7 protein-coding genes are annotated in these 13,826 nt (G+C 70.9%); 5 read left to right on the plus strand and 2 right to left on the minus strand.

Annotated elements, in window-relative coordinates:
• Nucleotides 1–7: 7 nt before the first annotated feature.
• Nucleotides 8–1,618 carry a DUF6029 family protein gene (locus VM054_02460; GenBank protein HUT97925.1) on the minus strand — a complete coding sequence of 537 codons (1,611 nt, stop codon included), beginning with the start codon at nt 1,616–1,618 and terminating at the stop codon, nt 8–10.
• 99 nt (nt 1,619–1,717) lie between these two features.
• Complete coding sequence (locus VM054_02465; GenBank protein ID HUT97926.1) at nt 1,718–2,224, minus strand: TlpA disulfide reductase family protein; 507 nt, start codon at nt 2,222–2,224, stop codon at nt 1,718–1,720.
• A 204-nt stretch (nt 2,225–2,428) separates the two neighbouring features.
• On the opposite strand from VM054_02465, the gene VM054_02470 reads away from it, so the two are divergent.
• The 5 genes from VM054_02470 to VM054_02490 all read left to right on the plus strand — a co-directional run bounded on the left by VM054_02470 (nt 2,429) and on the right by VM054_02490 (nt 13,531).
• Nucleotides 2,429–3,604 (plus strand): glycosyltransferase, encoded by a 1,176-nt coding sequence (locus tag VM054_02470; protein HUT97927.1) that lies wholly within the window; start codon nt 2,429–2,431, stop codon nt 3,602–3,604.
• A gap of 628 nt (nt 3,605–4,232) precedes the next feature.
• On the plus strand, nt 4,233–5,462 hold the full coding sequence (locus tag VM054_02475) for a glycosyltransferase (GenBank protein ID HUT97928.1): 1,230 nt from the start codon (nt 4,233–4,235) through the stop codon (nt 5,460–5,462).
• Nucleotides 5,463–5,726: 264 nt separating this feature from the next.
• A complete protein-coding gene (locus VM054_02480) occupies nt 5,727–9,875 on the plus strand; it encodes an AAA family ATPase (GenBank protein ID HUT97929.1) in 4,149 nt (1,382 codons plus the stop codon).
• A 2-nt stretch (nt 9,876–9,877) separates the two neighbouring features.
• On the plus strand, nt 9,878–12,550 hold the full coding sequence (gene mutS, locus VM054_02485; GenBank protein ID HUT97930.1) for a DNA mismatch repair protein MutS: 2,673 nt from the start codon (nt 9,878–9,880) through the stop codon (nt 12,548–12,550).
• Nucleotides 12,551–13,531: an HD domain-containing protein gene (locus VM054_02490; protein HUT97931.1), complete on the plus strand. Its 981-nt coding sequence runs from the start codon at nt 12,551–12,553 to the stop codon at nt 13,529–13,531.
• Nucleotides 13,532–13,826: the final 295 nt, after the last annotated feature.

A 13,826-nucleotide genomic window follows, 5' to 3' on the forward strand; every position in this document is an offset into this window, starting at 1 on the left:
CCCGGCTTCAGATGCGGCTCTCCAGCATGATTTTCAACCCGTCGAAGGGCAGCTCCTCCCGGCACACCCCCCCCGAGCACACCAACCCCCCGCGCTGGTCCCCGTAGTAGACCGTCAGGTCGTGATCGGGGCCCAGGTGCACCGTGACCTCCCCCGCGAGCCAGTAGTTCCGCGTCTCGTTCGGCCGCAGGTCGCCCATCGCGTACTGGCCCGAAAGAGTGGCCGAGAAGTACTCCGGCCAGTTGTAGGTCACCGACCCCTGCGGGTTCTGTTCGTTGGTCTCGATTTCCGAGTAGGTCCCATTCACCTCGTGGATGTTTATGGTCTCGTAGCGGAAGTGCAGCGCCAGGGAGTGGCCGTTTTGGAAGGTGTAGGAGGCCTCGAGGTCGGGCCAGAGCTCGGCGCGCTCGTAGAGGTAGTAGGTGTCGTCGTCGGGATCGCCGACCTCGTAGCTCTCGTCGTGGAGCCAGAACCCGCCGACGGCGTGCCAGGGCCAGGCGTCCCAGCGGACCTCGCCGCCGTACTCGGGCCGCTCCCGCTCCCGCCGGGAATCCCACGCGTCGCAGTAGCCGCCGCTCACGGAAAGACCCATCCACGGCGAGACGGTCAGGCGCGCCAGATACCCCTCCTCGTCAACCCCGGTGTGGGTGGATTCCAGAGGCTTGCCGGAGAAGCTCACCTCGGGCGGCGCGTTCCACTCGTTGTAGAAATGCTCGTAATTTTTATACTCCAGAAGGAGGGAGTTGCGCCCCAGGTAGCCCACCGCCGAGGCGTAAACGGCCTCGCCGGAGTAGGGCGCGAAACCCAGGCCGGAATGCTCGTACCCGTCGCTCTGGGCGTACTCGGCGTAGAGGTCGGCGTAGTCCGTTGTGACGGAGAGGTGGGCCGCCGGCATGAACAGCCGCTTGCGGACGGCCTCCCCGGTGAAGAGGTCGGTTGCCAGGTGCTGGTCCATGGAGACGACGCCCCCGCCGACCTCGATCCAGGGCACGAAGGGGTTGACGGAGACCTCGAAACCCCGCACGTCGTCGGTGTACGCGTTCAGGGGGTCGTGGTCGTAGGTCCCCCGCCCGGCCAGCGCCGTGGCGGAAATCCAGCCCAGGTCCAGCCGCCCGTAGAAGCCCTGGATGAACTTGTCCACGTCCTCGAAGACGGGGTCGTCGTAGAGGTGCAGGGTCAGGCCGCGGCCGAAGGTCGTGTAGATACTCCCGTAGTACCCCTCCGCCTCCTCGCTCCGGTAGCCCGCGTACCACTTGAAGAGGTCGGCCTCGTACATCCGCTCCCCGGCGACGTTGTCGTAGCGCGGCTGCCAGAACCGCAGCGTCCCCGCCAGATAGAAGTTCCCCACCCCGATGGTGGCCGTCAGGTCGTCCTCGAAGCTCTGCAGGCCGTAAATCTTGTCCATCCCGCTGTTGACGTAAGCGTACTCGTGCAGGCGGTACACGGCGGTGTTGGTCACCTGGATCGAGACGCCGGGGTCGGTGTCCAGGCCGATGACGCCCACCAGCGGGACCTCTTCGTACCACTCCTCGTCCTCGGGGACGTCGCCCTCCTCCGGCTCCTGGGCCAGGGCGGGGACGAGAAGGGCGAGGGTGGCAAGGATGGCCGTGATGCGCACGGTTACCGCCTCCTGTCTGGGTTGACGTACGGTCTTTCGAGACGTGACGACCGGTCGCGTCGGCGGCCGGTCATAGGCGGGGAATCGAAAATGCGCAGCCTACTCCAGCCCCAACGCCTCGCGGATCGCCGTCTCTATCTTGTCCTCGTCGCCGGGCTGGATGCGGCGAAAGGTCTGGTAGATGTTGCCCGAGAGGTCTATGACGACGATGAAGGGGATGCCTGCGTCGCCGCCCTGATAGGCGGTGAGCGCCGCGGCGTTCTTGTCCAGGACGATGGTGTAGGTGACCCCGACCTCCCTCGCCTTGGCCTTTACGCTGGAGACGTTGCGGGGCAGGTCCTCGGAGATGCCGATGACCACGAGCCCCTGGCCCTTGTACGTCTGCCACATGTCCTCCATGTGGGGCATGACGGTCAGGCAGGGGGCGCAGCCCACGGCCCAGAAGTCGAGGACGACGACCTTGTCGCCGATGAAGGTCGAGAGCTTGACCTGGTTGCCGTTCACGTCTTCGAGCATGAAGAGGGGGGCCTTGCGCATGGCTTCTGCGCCGACGGCGGTGGCCGCGACCAGGACGAGGAGCGTGGCGATTGAAACCAGTTTCCGCATTTTCTTCCCCCTTGAGCGGTGAAAACGAACCTCTTCGAGGGTTGCTAAAGGATAGCCGAACCCAGCGGTTTTTTCCAGCCTACGGTCCCGCCCATTATCGGCAAAAGGGGCGGCAGTGTCAACTCCGGCGGGCCGCCTTGACACCACCCGCTCCGGCGAATAGCATAATCCCCCGTCCCACCGATCCTCCCGAGGCTGAAATCCATGGGCCGTCCGCGGCGAACCGCCCTCTTCTACGTCCCCTACACCGCCATCGGCGGCAGCCACCACAGCCTCCTGGGCTTCATCGAGGGGCTGGGGCCCGGCTGGCGGGCGATAGTCGTATACAACGAGGAAAACCCGGCTTTCACCGAGCTCTACGAGGGACGCGGGGTGGAGTGCCGGCGGCTGGAGGCGCCCGGCGTGCTCTACGTCCGCGACCTGCGGCACCCCTGGCGCACGGCGCGGGACCTCTGGCGGACGGTGCGTGGGCTGCGGCGCATCGCGCGCGAGGAACGGGCCGCGGTTCTCTACGGCGAGTCTTTCATCGGGCGACTGCTGGCCGGGCTCTCCGTCGCCGGGCTCCCCACCGCGGCGCTGGGCTACATCCGCATGTGCCGCGACGCTGGGCTGGCCGACCGGCTGGCCTACGTCCTGGCTGACGCCTACGTGGTCATCTCGGAGACGGTCCTGCGGGTGGCGGTGCCCTGGGCATCCCTGCGGCCGCGCAAGCTTTTCAAAATATTCAACGGCGTGCGGCTGGACCGCTTCCGACCGGCCCCCCCCGACGCCGGTCTGAAAAAACGGCTCGGGATTGACGGCCATCCCACGATCGGCTACTACGGCCGCTTCGCCCCGTTCAAGTGCCCCGACACGCTCCTGGAATCGCTGGCGATTCTGCGGCGAAGAGGGCACACGGAAGTGCGTCTGCTCCTGGTCGGGGCGCCCCAGGAGGAGGTCTACCCCGGCTTCGCGGCTGGTATGGAGGAAATCATCGGGCGCGAGGGGCTCGACGGGGCCGTGGTGCGCACCGGATTCGTCGGCGACGTGCGGGACTACGTCCGGGCGGCGGACATCGTCGCCGTGCCCAGCGACCTGGAGCCATTCGGTCGGGCGGTGATCGAGGCGATGGCGCTCGAGCGGCCCGTGGTGGGCGGGAACAACGGGGGGATACCGGAGATAGCGACCGACGGCGTGGACGCGCTGTTGGTGCCGCCTCGGGACCCCGTAGCCCTGGCCGACGCCCTCGAGCGGCTCCTCGACGACCCGGCGCTGGCGCGGAGGCTGGCCGTGGCCGGCCGGCGGACGGTGGAACGGCGCTTCGATATGCGGCGCAACCAGGGAAAACTGCGCGCGCTGGTGGAGCTCCTGGCCCGGCGCCGGGCGGGATTCTCGCCGTAGGGGTAGCCACGGTCCCCCTCTCCCCGTGGGAGCGGCTCGCCGACGGGGTCAGGGGTGAGGGCTGCCTTATAAAAAACGGGCGGACCTAAAGGTCCGCCCCTACGTCATCGCAATCCGCGAGGTACGGGTTAGGGTGAGGGGTAAAAGCGGCGGGGAAGGGATTCCCCGCCCTACATTTAGAACCGCGCAATTGCCCGTAGGGGCGACCGTCCACGGTCGCCCGCGGGCGGGGACGGAGCCCCGCCCCTATATCCTCGCAACCGGCGAGAAACGGCCTCCCTCTCCCTCCGGGAGAGGGATTGAGGGTGAGGGCCACCGTATAAAAAACGGGCCGACCTGAACGGCGGGCCGTCGGTCCGCCCCTACGTCATCGCAATCCGCGAGGCACGGGTTAGGGTGAGGTGTGGAAGCGGCGGGGATTAAAATCACCGCCCTACATATCGGCGAACAACGGTTAATAACCTACGGGCCGACCTAAAGGTCGGCCCCTACATCATCGCAACCAGGGCGCGTCTGAAAACCCGCCCCTACGTCATCCCAATCGGCCGCCCCACATATTCGGGCGCACCGTGCCATGCGACCCCTTTTTGTTTATACTTGACCCCGTAATCCACCGGCCCGCACACACATGCTCATCCTCCACTACCTCGTGGACCTGCTGCTCTCGGGCCCCCACCGGGGCACGGCGGAGGTGTGCGCCCGCCTGAAGGAGCGGGGGTTCACCTGCGTCGCGGCCAGCCTCACCGGCGACGGCCCCGGCCGGGCGTACTTCGACGAGCGCGGCGTGGAGCTGCACCTCGTCGGCGGACCGGGGGACTCATCACTGAAACTGGGGCTCGAGCTGGCCCGCCTGGCGAAGCGGATAGGCGCCACCGCCCTCCACGGCCACCCCAACCGCCTGCCGACCTGGATCGCCGGCCTCGTGACCGGACGGCCGGCCTTCGTCACCTTCCACCGCTACGGCTTCGATTCCCCCCTCGAACGGCGGCTGACGAAGCTCACCTCGCCCTTCATGGGCGGCTACGCCTGCGTCTCGCGCCGGGTGCGCGACTACGTGCTGGACGTGGACCGCGTTCACCCCAGCCGCGTGGCCCTGGTGCCCAACGGCCTGGACACGGAGCGGTTCCGGCCGGGGATTATTGAAAGGGAGGATGCCCGGCGGGGGCTGGGCCTCGGGCCGGGGGAAACGGTGCTGGGCTACGTGGGCCGTCTGGGGCACCGCAAGGGGCTGGACCACCTGCTGCGGGCCGCGGCGCGGATTCCCGGCTCGATCGTGCTCCTGGCCGGGGCGGGCTACCACGAGGAACACCTGCGGGACCTGGCCCGGGAACTGGGCACGGGCGACCGGGTGCGGTTTTTGGGGACGGTTCCCGACCCGCGGCCGGTGTACGCCGCCTGCGACCTGGCGGTGGCCGTCGGGCGCGGCGAGAGCTTCAACCGGGGGATGGCCGAGCCTCTGGCGCTGGGCGTCCCGGCGGTGGGGCTGGCCCAGGGCGGCTGCGTGGAGATTCTGCCGCGCGAGGCGCGGGGGCTCCTGATTTTCGAATACTCGGACCGGGCGCTCGGTGAAAAAATCGCAAAGCTCCTGGACGACCCCGCGGGGACGAGGGCCATGACCGACGCCGCCTCGCGTCACATCCGCCAGAACCACAGCCTGGAGGCGATGACCGAGGGCTACGTCGAACTTTACACGCGGGTGCTTCTCGAGGGAAAAAGGCCGGCGGATTCGAGTCGGCCGCCGCGGGCGCCCCGCCTACCCGGTGTCGAAGACTCCGATCGCACGCCCCACGCCGTGGACGGCGAGGGCTACGCCGGGCCGCACCTGGACCCCGGCCTGGGCGGCAAGAGGCTGCTGTGACCCGGCTGGAGGCCGACCCGCCCCCCCTCGACGGAGAGGGCGCGACCGGGCCGGTGTATTCAGCGATAAAGGCAGCTGCGTTGCACCGGCGCTGTCACGGTTTTTGCTTCGCATAGCTCGCTTCGCTCGGTTTTGCTGAGTTCGTAAGCCTTGGATAATTCCCGCGTCGTCGTGCGGCAAAAACGTGTGCCAGCGCCTCCCCCCTCCCTGAACCGCAACCTTTTCGAGATATTCAACGCTCTCGAAGGGTGAATCAAAAGACCGATGGAAGACCTCCGCCGCGAGCTCGAGCGCTTCATCACCCCGGGGCTGGCCCGCTACGCCCTGTCCGAGGCCGCCCGGATTGACGACCTCCTCCGCGAGCTGGGAACCCTGGAGCGCCGATACCACACCCTGGCGAGGGCCTGGCCGCTGCGCTGGACCCTCACCGCCGAGGGCGACGGGCCGGTCCTCCTGGAACCCGGGACGGCGCTGGTCTGCGCCCCGGCCGACGACGCCTACGAGACCGACGCCGCGGTGGCCGAGCTCCTCCTGGCCGCCCTCGAGGAGTACTCGGGACACCTTCTGGCCTGGGGCGGCGGGGTGCTGGTCGCCTTCTTCCCCGAGACCGGCAGCGACGCCCACATCTTCCGCGCCTGCCTGACGACCGAGCAGCTCATCGAGGAGCTGGATTCCGCGCCCCGGGTGACCATCGCCGGGGGAAAGGGGGGCCTCTTCATCCTGGAGGCGCTGGGGCGGTATCTGGCGCTGCCGGCGGGCCAGGCGGTGGAGGACGCGCTCCGGCTCCTGGCCCACACACCCGCCGGGCGGGCCTACCTCTCCCGGGAGCTGGCGGAGGTCGTCAGCGAGCGGTTCCAGGTTCGCCGGGAGGAGGGGTACTTCTCCCTGGGGTCCAAGGAGCGGGGCCGGCGGGTGATGCCGGCCCAGGTGGACGACCCCATCCCGGAGCCGCCGGAGAGGCTCCTGGACCGCCTGAGTCGGGCGGCGGCCGGCATGGAGCGCGCCCGGCCCTGGCTCGCCCCCTGGCAGCTCATCCCCCTCGGCTCGCGCCACCAGGGCGAGAGGCGGCTGGCGGTGGAGGGGGTCCTGGCCCTCGGCTGGCCCGGCCCCCGGGGGCTGGTGGAGGAGGGCCTCGACGAGGCCCAGGGCCGTCTGCGCGTCGAGGCGGAAATCTGCGCCAACTGGGGCGGCGAGCTCTGGGGCGCCGTGCCCCACGAGGGCGGGCTGGCCACGCTCTACGTCTTCGCCGAGCCCTCGGCGGCGGCGGGGGCCGGATACGCCGTCCTCTCGGAATTCAGCGACCGCTCCGGCGGTCTGGCCGCCGGCCCCCTCTCCGACTATTACCTCCGCGGGGCCCATTCATCGGTGGTCGTCCCGGCCGGAGAGCCGCTCCTGCGGGCGGTCCGCTCGGCCGTCCTCGCGCCGGCGGGCACACTGGTCTGCCCCCCCGAGGACGCCCCCGCGGCGGAGCCGGATTTCGAGGAGGAGCGCGAAATCGCCGTCGCCGACCGGAGGCTCTGCATCCTGGTCCCCTCCCATGCCCGGGAGGAGGCGGGGCAGCCGCTGTTGGGCCTGGAAAAAATCCTGGCGCGCGCCGATGTGTGGCTGGAGGAGCTCCGCCAGGGGCGGCCGGTGGTCGGGGTCGTCACCGGTGAGCCGGGCAGCGGGAAGAGCCGCCTGGCGTCGGAGCTCTGCGACCTGTTCGCCGAACTGGGCGACGCCCACCTCTTCCGCGCCCAGCCCTGGTGGAGCTACGACCCCTACGGCCTGTGGCGGCGGATGCTGCTGGCGGTGTGGGGCCCCGTGTCCAGCTCCGCGGCGGCCGAGGCGCAGCGGCGGGCCCTGGGCGAGGCGGCACCCCGGCTGGCCGAGTTCATCGCCCTGTTCACCGGCGGGAAGCTCTCGGAGCCGCTGTGGGGCCTGACGCCCGGCGAGAAGGGGGAGATGGCCGGCGAGCTGCTGCTGGCAGCCATCGAGGCCCGGGGCGGGCGACCGCTCACCGTGGTCGTGGACGACGCCGAGTGCCTCGACCCCGGTTCCGTTTCGTTGATCCGCTCCCTTACCGGGGCGGGACCGCCGCTGGCCGTCATCCTCTGCGGCAACGAGGCCCCCAAGGGGACTCAGGCGCCCGCCGTCGCCATCGAGCCGCTGCCGCCCGCCGAGGCGGAGGGGCTCTTCAAGACCCTCTCCGGCCGGGATGCCGGGGCGCTGGGCCCCGTCTCGGAACGGGAGCTCCTGCCGGGGCGCCTGACCTACCTGGCGCTCCTGGCGGGGCGCGACCGGCTGACGACCCTCCACGCCCGCCTGCCCCTGGACCGGCTGGCGGCGGAGCTCTTCGCCCTGGAAACCGACCCCGGGGCGCTTGAGACGGTGTCGGTGCTGGGGCCGCGCTTTTCGGCCGGCGACCTGGCCGCGGTCAGCGACGACGTCTCCCCGCTGCGGGCCCGGCTGGCCGAGTGCTCCCTGGTGATCCGGGAGGGCGGGGAGTACGCCTTCGCCGGTCAGGCCGCCTGGCGGGCCGCCTACGCCGCGGTGGACCCCGGGCGCCGCCGCGAGCTGCACTTCAACGCCGCCCGCTTCTACCAGCGCCAGCACGGCGGGGTGGTGGCCCAGGCGGTGAACCACTTCATGAACTGCGGGGACCCGGCGGAGCGGATAACCGCCCTGGAGCTGGCCGGGCAACTGGCCGCCGAGGTGGGCTCCTTCGACGCGGCCATCTCCTACTACGCCGACGCGGTGGAGGCCGCCCCGGACCGCCGGGCCGTACGGAGGCTCCGCGCCGGGCTGGCGGGGATTCTCGCCTCGGAGCGCCGCTTCGGCGACGCCGGCGCCATCCTGGTGGAGCTCTACGACCAGGCGGAGGAGGGGGAGGAGGCCGAGCGGGCCGAGCTGGCCCTCCAAAACGCCTCCATCCACTGCGCCAGGGGGGAGCCGGACGAGGTCGAGTTCTGGACCGGCCGGTCGGCGGCCTGCGACCCCGAGGGCCGCTGGGATGCGCGGCGCGAGCTGCTACTGGGCGAGACGGCGCTGCGGATAAACAAGCGGGAGGAGGCGCTCGGACACCTGGAGCGGGCGGGGGCGGATGAAGGCCGCGACGGCGCGCGGGCCCGGGCGCTCCTGGGGAAGACGCTCCTGGAGCTGGGGCGCCCCGACGAGGCCTACGGACCCCTGGCCTCCGTTCTGGAGTGGGCGGAGGCGACCGGCCACCTCTCCCTGGCCGCCGAGGCGCAGCAGGGGCTGGCCGAAATCTACCAGAACCGCCGCGAAGCGACCAAGGCCCTCGAGGCGCTGGAGGCCGCCCTGGCCCGGGAGCGTTCACTTTTGCAGGCCGGGCAGGTGGCCGAAACCCAGGCCCGCCTGGGCGAGCTCTACCTGGAGCACGGCCGCGGCCCGGAAGCGGAAAGCTCCCTGCGCGAGGCGGAGCGCACCTTCGAGCGCCTGGGCAACGAGACCCGCCGGGCGGCGGTCCGGCAGGAGCGGGCGCTGGTCCTGACGAATCTGGGGCGGCTCGCCGAGGCCCGGGAGATAACCGAAGAGCTCCTGCGCGTCCGGGTGGGGAAGAGGGACCGCTTCGGCACGGCCCGGCTGTCCTGCGAGCTCGGGCGGCTGGCCGATTACCTGGGGGACTGGACCGCCGCCGCCCGCCACCTCGACGCGGCCCTGGTGGGGGCCAAGGAGCTGGGGGACGCCGAACTGCTCAAAAAGGCCCGCCTGGCCTACGCCGACACCCTCCTCGGCCGGGGGGAAACGGCGGAGGGGCTCGAGGCGCTCCGCGAGGCGGGGGACGAGGAGGAGACGGACCACCGGACGGCGGAGTTCTACCGCTCGCTCCACCTCTTCGCCGAGGCGGCCGCCCTCCACTCAAAGGCGCTGGCGAGGGGCGACGGGGCGGACCCGCGGCTGCGGCTGGCCCTGTCCCTGGACCGCCTGGCCTCGGGGGACACCTCCGCCGGGCGGAAGGCCGTGGAGGGCGTCGAGTGGCCGAAGCGCCCGGACCACGAGCTCACCCTGAACCGCCTGTGGGCCAGGGCGCTCCACGAGACGGGCCTGGGGCGCAAAGTGACCGAGGCCTGCCGCGACTACCGCGAGAGGGCGGAGGCCTCCGGCGACCTGCGCCACCGGCTCCGGGCGGCCCGGCTCTCGGCCGACGTGGACTCCATCTCCGGCGACGCGGAACGGGCGCGGGCGATACTCGACGAGGCCCTGGCGTACCCCGAGGTGCCGGCGATCACCTGGCAGCTCCACTTCCTGGCGGGGCTCCTGGCCGGACGGGCGGGGGATAACGAAGGAAAGCGCGCCCATTTCAAGCGGGCCCTGGCCGCCCTCGAGCGCCTGGCGGCCGGACTCCCGGATAAAAGGCTCAAGAGCCGACTCCTGGCGGGCGACCCGGCCCAAATCCTCCGGCGGGGGTGAGAGTGGCCCGGCAGAATCCGAAAAAAACCCCGATGATGCGCCAGTACCTCGCCTTCAAGGAGCGGTACCCGGACCACATCCTGCTGATGCGCATGGGCGACTTCTACGAGAGCTTCGGGGAGGACGCCCGCCGGGTGGCCGAGACGCTGGACATCGCCCTGACCACCCGGGACAGGGGTCAGCCGGACGCGGTCCCCCTGGCCGGCATCCCGCACCACGCGCTGGGGTCGTACCTGCCGAAACTACTGGCGGCGGGGCACCACGTGGCGCTGGCGGAGCAGCTCGTCGAGGGGGACCCGCTGGACGCCACCTCCTCCCCCGCGCGTTCCTCGGGCGCGCAGACCAAAAAGCGCGGCGACGGCGACACGGGACTGGTCGAGCGCGAGATAGTCCGCCTCTACTCCCCTGGCACACTCTACGAGGAGGAGCTCCTGGGCGGCGCCCGGTCCAGCTACCTCGCCGCCCTGGCCGAGGGGCGGGGCGGGTACGGGGTGGCCCTGGCCGAGCTCTCCACCGGCGAGCTTCTGCTGGCCGAGTTCGCCGGACCCGGCATGCGGGAGACGGCCCTGGCGGAAATTTCCCGCCGCGCGCCCCGCGAGATTCTGCTGCCCGAATCCGCCGTCCACCTCGAGGCGGAGCTCCCGCCGGAGGCCGGGGTCACCCGGCGGCCGGACACCGACTTCACCCCGGACGCCGTCCGCCGCCTGCGGGAGCATTTCGGGGTGGCCACCCTGGAGGGATTCGGGGTTGAGGGGTATAAATTGGCACAGCGGGCCGCCGCCGCCGTGGTCGCCTACCTCGGGGAGACCCAGCTCGGGGGGCCGCTCAACCTCCGCCCGCCGAGGCCCCTCGAGCGGGGCGAATTTCTCCGCCTGGACCGGCCCACGGTGGACACCCTGGAGCTGGTCACCTCGTCCGCCGACCGGACGAGCAGCCGGCGGAGCCTCCTGGAGCTGGTGGACCTGACGCGGACCCCCATGGGCCGGCGTCTGCTGCGGGATTGGCTGGTGGCGCCGCTGGCGCGTCTGGAACCCATTCTGGAACGCCAGGCCGCCACGGCCGACCTGGTGGGGGACGCCGACGCGCGCGCCGACCTGCGCGAACGGCTCTCGGGCCTGGGGGACCTGGAGCGGGCCGCGGGGCGGGTGGCCCTGCGCAAGGCCGCGCCCCGGGACCTGGTCCTGATCCGCGACACGCTCGGCCGCGTCCCCGCCCTGACCGAGTGGCTGAAGGAAAGGAAAGAGAGCGCCTGGGCGACGCTGGGTAAAGGGCTGGAGGAACTCGCCGAGGCCGGAGAATTGCTGAAGCGGGCCCTGGTGAAGGAGCCGGGCCAGGTCGGCTCGGGCGGCGTCATCGCCCCGGGCTGGGACCCCGACTTCGACCGGGCCAACGAGGAGCTCGAGGAGGCGGAGCGCTGGATCCGCGGGCTCCAGGAAAAGGAGCGCGAGCGCACCGGCATCGGCAGCCTCAAGGTCGGTTACAACAAGGTTTTCGGCTACTTCCTCGAGGTGCAGCGCTCCAAGGCGGACCGCGTCCCCGAGGACTACCTCCGCAGGCAGACCCTGGTCGCCGCCGAGCGCTACATCACCCCGGAGCTCAAGGAGAAGGAGGCGGTGGTCGTCCGGGGCCGGGAGCGCCTGGCCGGCCTCGAGGCCAGGCTATTCCGCAGGCTCCTCGAGGAGCTGGACCGCTGGACGCCGGAGCTGGCAAAACTCTCCGGGGCGCTGGCCCGGCTGGACACCGTCGCCTCCCTGGCCGAGACGGCCGCCCGGGGCGGATGGTGCAAGCCCAAGCTCGACCTGTCGCGCGACCTGGAGCTCGCCGAGGGCCGACACCCCCTGGTCGAGCGCCACGGGAAGGGCCCCTTCGTGCCCAACGACTGCCGCCTCTCGGGCGGGGACCGGCAGTTGATGCTCCTCACCGGCCCCAACATGGCCGGCAAATCAACCTACCTGCGCCAGGTGGGGCTGGCGGTGATCCTGGCGCAGATGGGTTCCTTCGTCCCGGCTCGTGCGATGCGCCTGGGGCTGGTGGACGCGGTCTTCACGCGGGTGGGCGCCGCCGACGACATCGCCCGCGGCCTCTCCACCTTCATGGTCGAGATGACCGAGACCGCCCGGATAGTCAACTGCGCCACGCCGAGGAGCCTGCTTTTATTGGACGAGGTGGGCCGGGGGACGAGCACCACCGACGGGGTGGCCATCGCCTGGGCCGTGGCCGAGCACCTCCACGATTCGGGAGAGCTCGCGGCGCGGACCGTCTTCGCCACCCACTACCACGAGCTGACGCGGCTGGTGGAGGTGCTGCCCCGGGCGTTCAACATGCAGATGGCGGTGTCGGAGAGCGGGGGCGAGGTGCGCTTCCTGCACCTGGTGGAGGAGGGCGCGGCGCGGTCGAGCTACGGGGTGCACGTGGCGCGGCTGGCCGGGCTGCCCAGGGGGGTCATCCGGCGGGCGCGGGCGCTGTTGAAGGAGCTGGAGGACGGCCGCGTCGGCCCACCCACCGCCCAGATGGCCCTGTCCGCCCCCGAGCCCGGAGACGACGAGCCCGACTACGGCTGGCTGGCGGCGGAGCTCCGCGGCGTCAAGCCGGAAACCTTGTCCCCACTGGCCGCCCTGAACCTCTTGGCCCAGTGGCGAAACCGCCTCACCGGCGACGACAGCGAGGAGACCTAGATGATAGAGCAGGAGACCCTGGCCCAGGCGATAAGACAGGTGGGGGACAAGGCCCACCCCTGGCGCGGTTTTCTTTTGGTCGCCGAGCGCCGGCGGCGCCTGACGAAGAACGGCGACCCCTACCTCACCCTGAGGCTGGCGGACGTCAGCGGCACCGTGGACGCGGTCCTGTTCTCGGACAACCCGGCGTTCGAGAAAGCCGCCGACCCCGCCACGGCCTACGTCGCCGTGCGGGGGAACCTGGAGCGGAGCCCCAAGTACGGCCTCCAGCTCACCATCGCCGACATCCGCCCGGTGCGCGAGGACGACCGGGAGCTGGGCTTCGACGAAGGCCTGCTCACCCCCTCCACCCCCTACGACGTGGACGCCCTGTGGGACGAGCTTTCGGAGCTGGCCGGGGAGGTGGCCCACGAGAAGCTGCGGGAGACGGTCCAGGCCCTTTTGAAGGAAAATGAAGAGGCGGCGCGGAGCTGGCCCGCCGCCCAGCGCGTCCACCAGGCCTACCGCGGCGGCTGGCTCGAGCACACCCTCTTCGTCGCGCGCGACGCGAAGTACTACGCCCGGAAGTACCCCGAGCTGGACGGCGATCTTCTACTGGTCGGGGCGATTCTCCACGACGTGGGCAAGTTGAAGGAGCTGGACGGGGAGCCGACCTGCGAGTTCACCGACGAGGGGCGGCTGGTGGGCCACGTGGTCATCGGGGCGTGGATGGCGCGCGAGGCGGCCGCGAAGACCGGCCTCGACGAGCGGACCATCCTCCTCCTGGAGCACCTGATTTTGGCCCACCACGGCGAGCGGGAGTACGGCGCCGCCGTCCTGCCGAAGACCCGCGAGGCCGTGGTCCTGTACCACATAGACAACATAGACGCCAAGCTGGGCATCTTCCGCCGCCGCGTGGAGGAGGACCCCGCTGGGGGGGAGTGGACCGGTCGGGCGTGGGAGTTCGGCAACCAGCAGCTCTGGCGCGGGGATGCGGATTAGCGGCGCGCGCGCTTCTAATTTCGATGATGTAGGGCGTCCCCTCTGCGGGCCGCCGCGAATTGCGATGACGTAGGGGCGGGTGTCCACACCCGCCCGTGATTTTTTATCCACTGCCTTTCGCCGAAATGTAGGGCGGGGATTCCTATCCCCGCCGCATATCGCCCATAACCCGGTCCGCGCCTCGCGCCTTGTGATGACGTAGGGACCGACCGACGGCGCGCCGTTTAGGTCGGCCCGATTTTTATATGGTGGCCCTCACCCCTGACCCCTCTCCCGGAGGGAGAGGGGGGGCCGC

Source organism: bacterium (assembly GCA_035528375.1).
Classification (GTDB): Bacteria; RBG-13-66-14; RBG-13-66-14; order RBG-13-66-14; family RBG-13-66-14; genus RBG-13-66-14.

What these genes read in the sequence shown, in the direction of transcription:
- VM054_02475 (HUT97928.1), top strand. Translation starts at nt 4,233, where the DNA reads ATGCTCATCCTCCACTACCTCGTGGACCTGCTGCTCTCGGGCCCCCAC.
- VM054_02490 (HUT97931.1), top strand. Translation starts at nt 12,551, where the DNA reads ATGATAGAGCAGGAGACCCTGGCCCAGGCGATAAGACAGGTGGGGGAC.
- VM054_02465 (HUT97926.1), bottom strand. Translation starts at nt 2,224, where the DNA reads ATGCGGAAACTGGTTTCAATCGCCACGCTCCTCGTCCTGGTCGCGGCC.
- VM054_02470 (HUT97927.1), top strand. Translation starts at nt 2,429, where the DNA reads ATGGGCCGTCCGCGGCGAACCGCCCTCTTCTACGTCCCCTACACCGCC.
- VM054_02480 (HUT97929.1), top strand. Translation starts at nt 5,727, where the DNA reads ATGGAAGACCTCCGCCGCGAGCTCGAGCGCTTCATCACCCCGGGGCTG.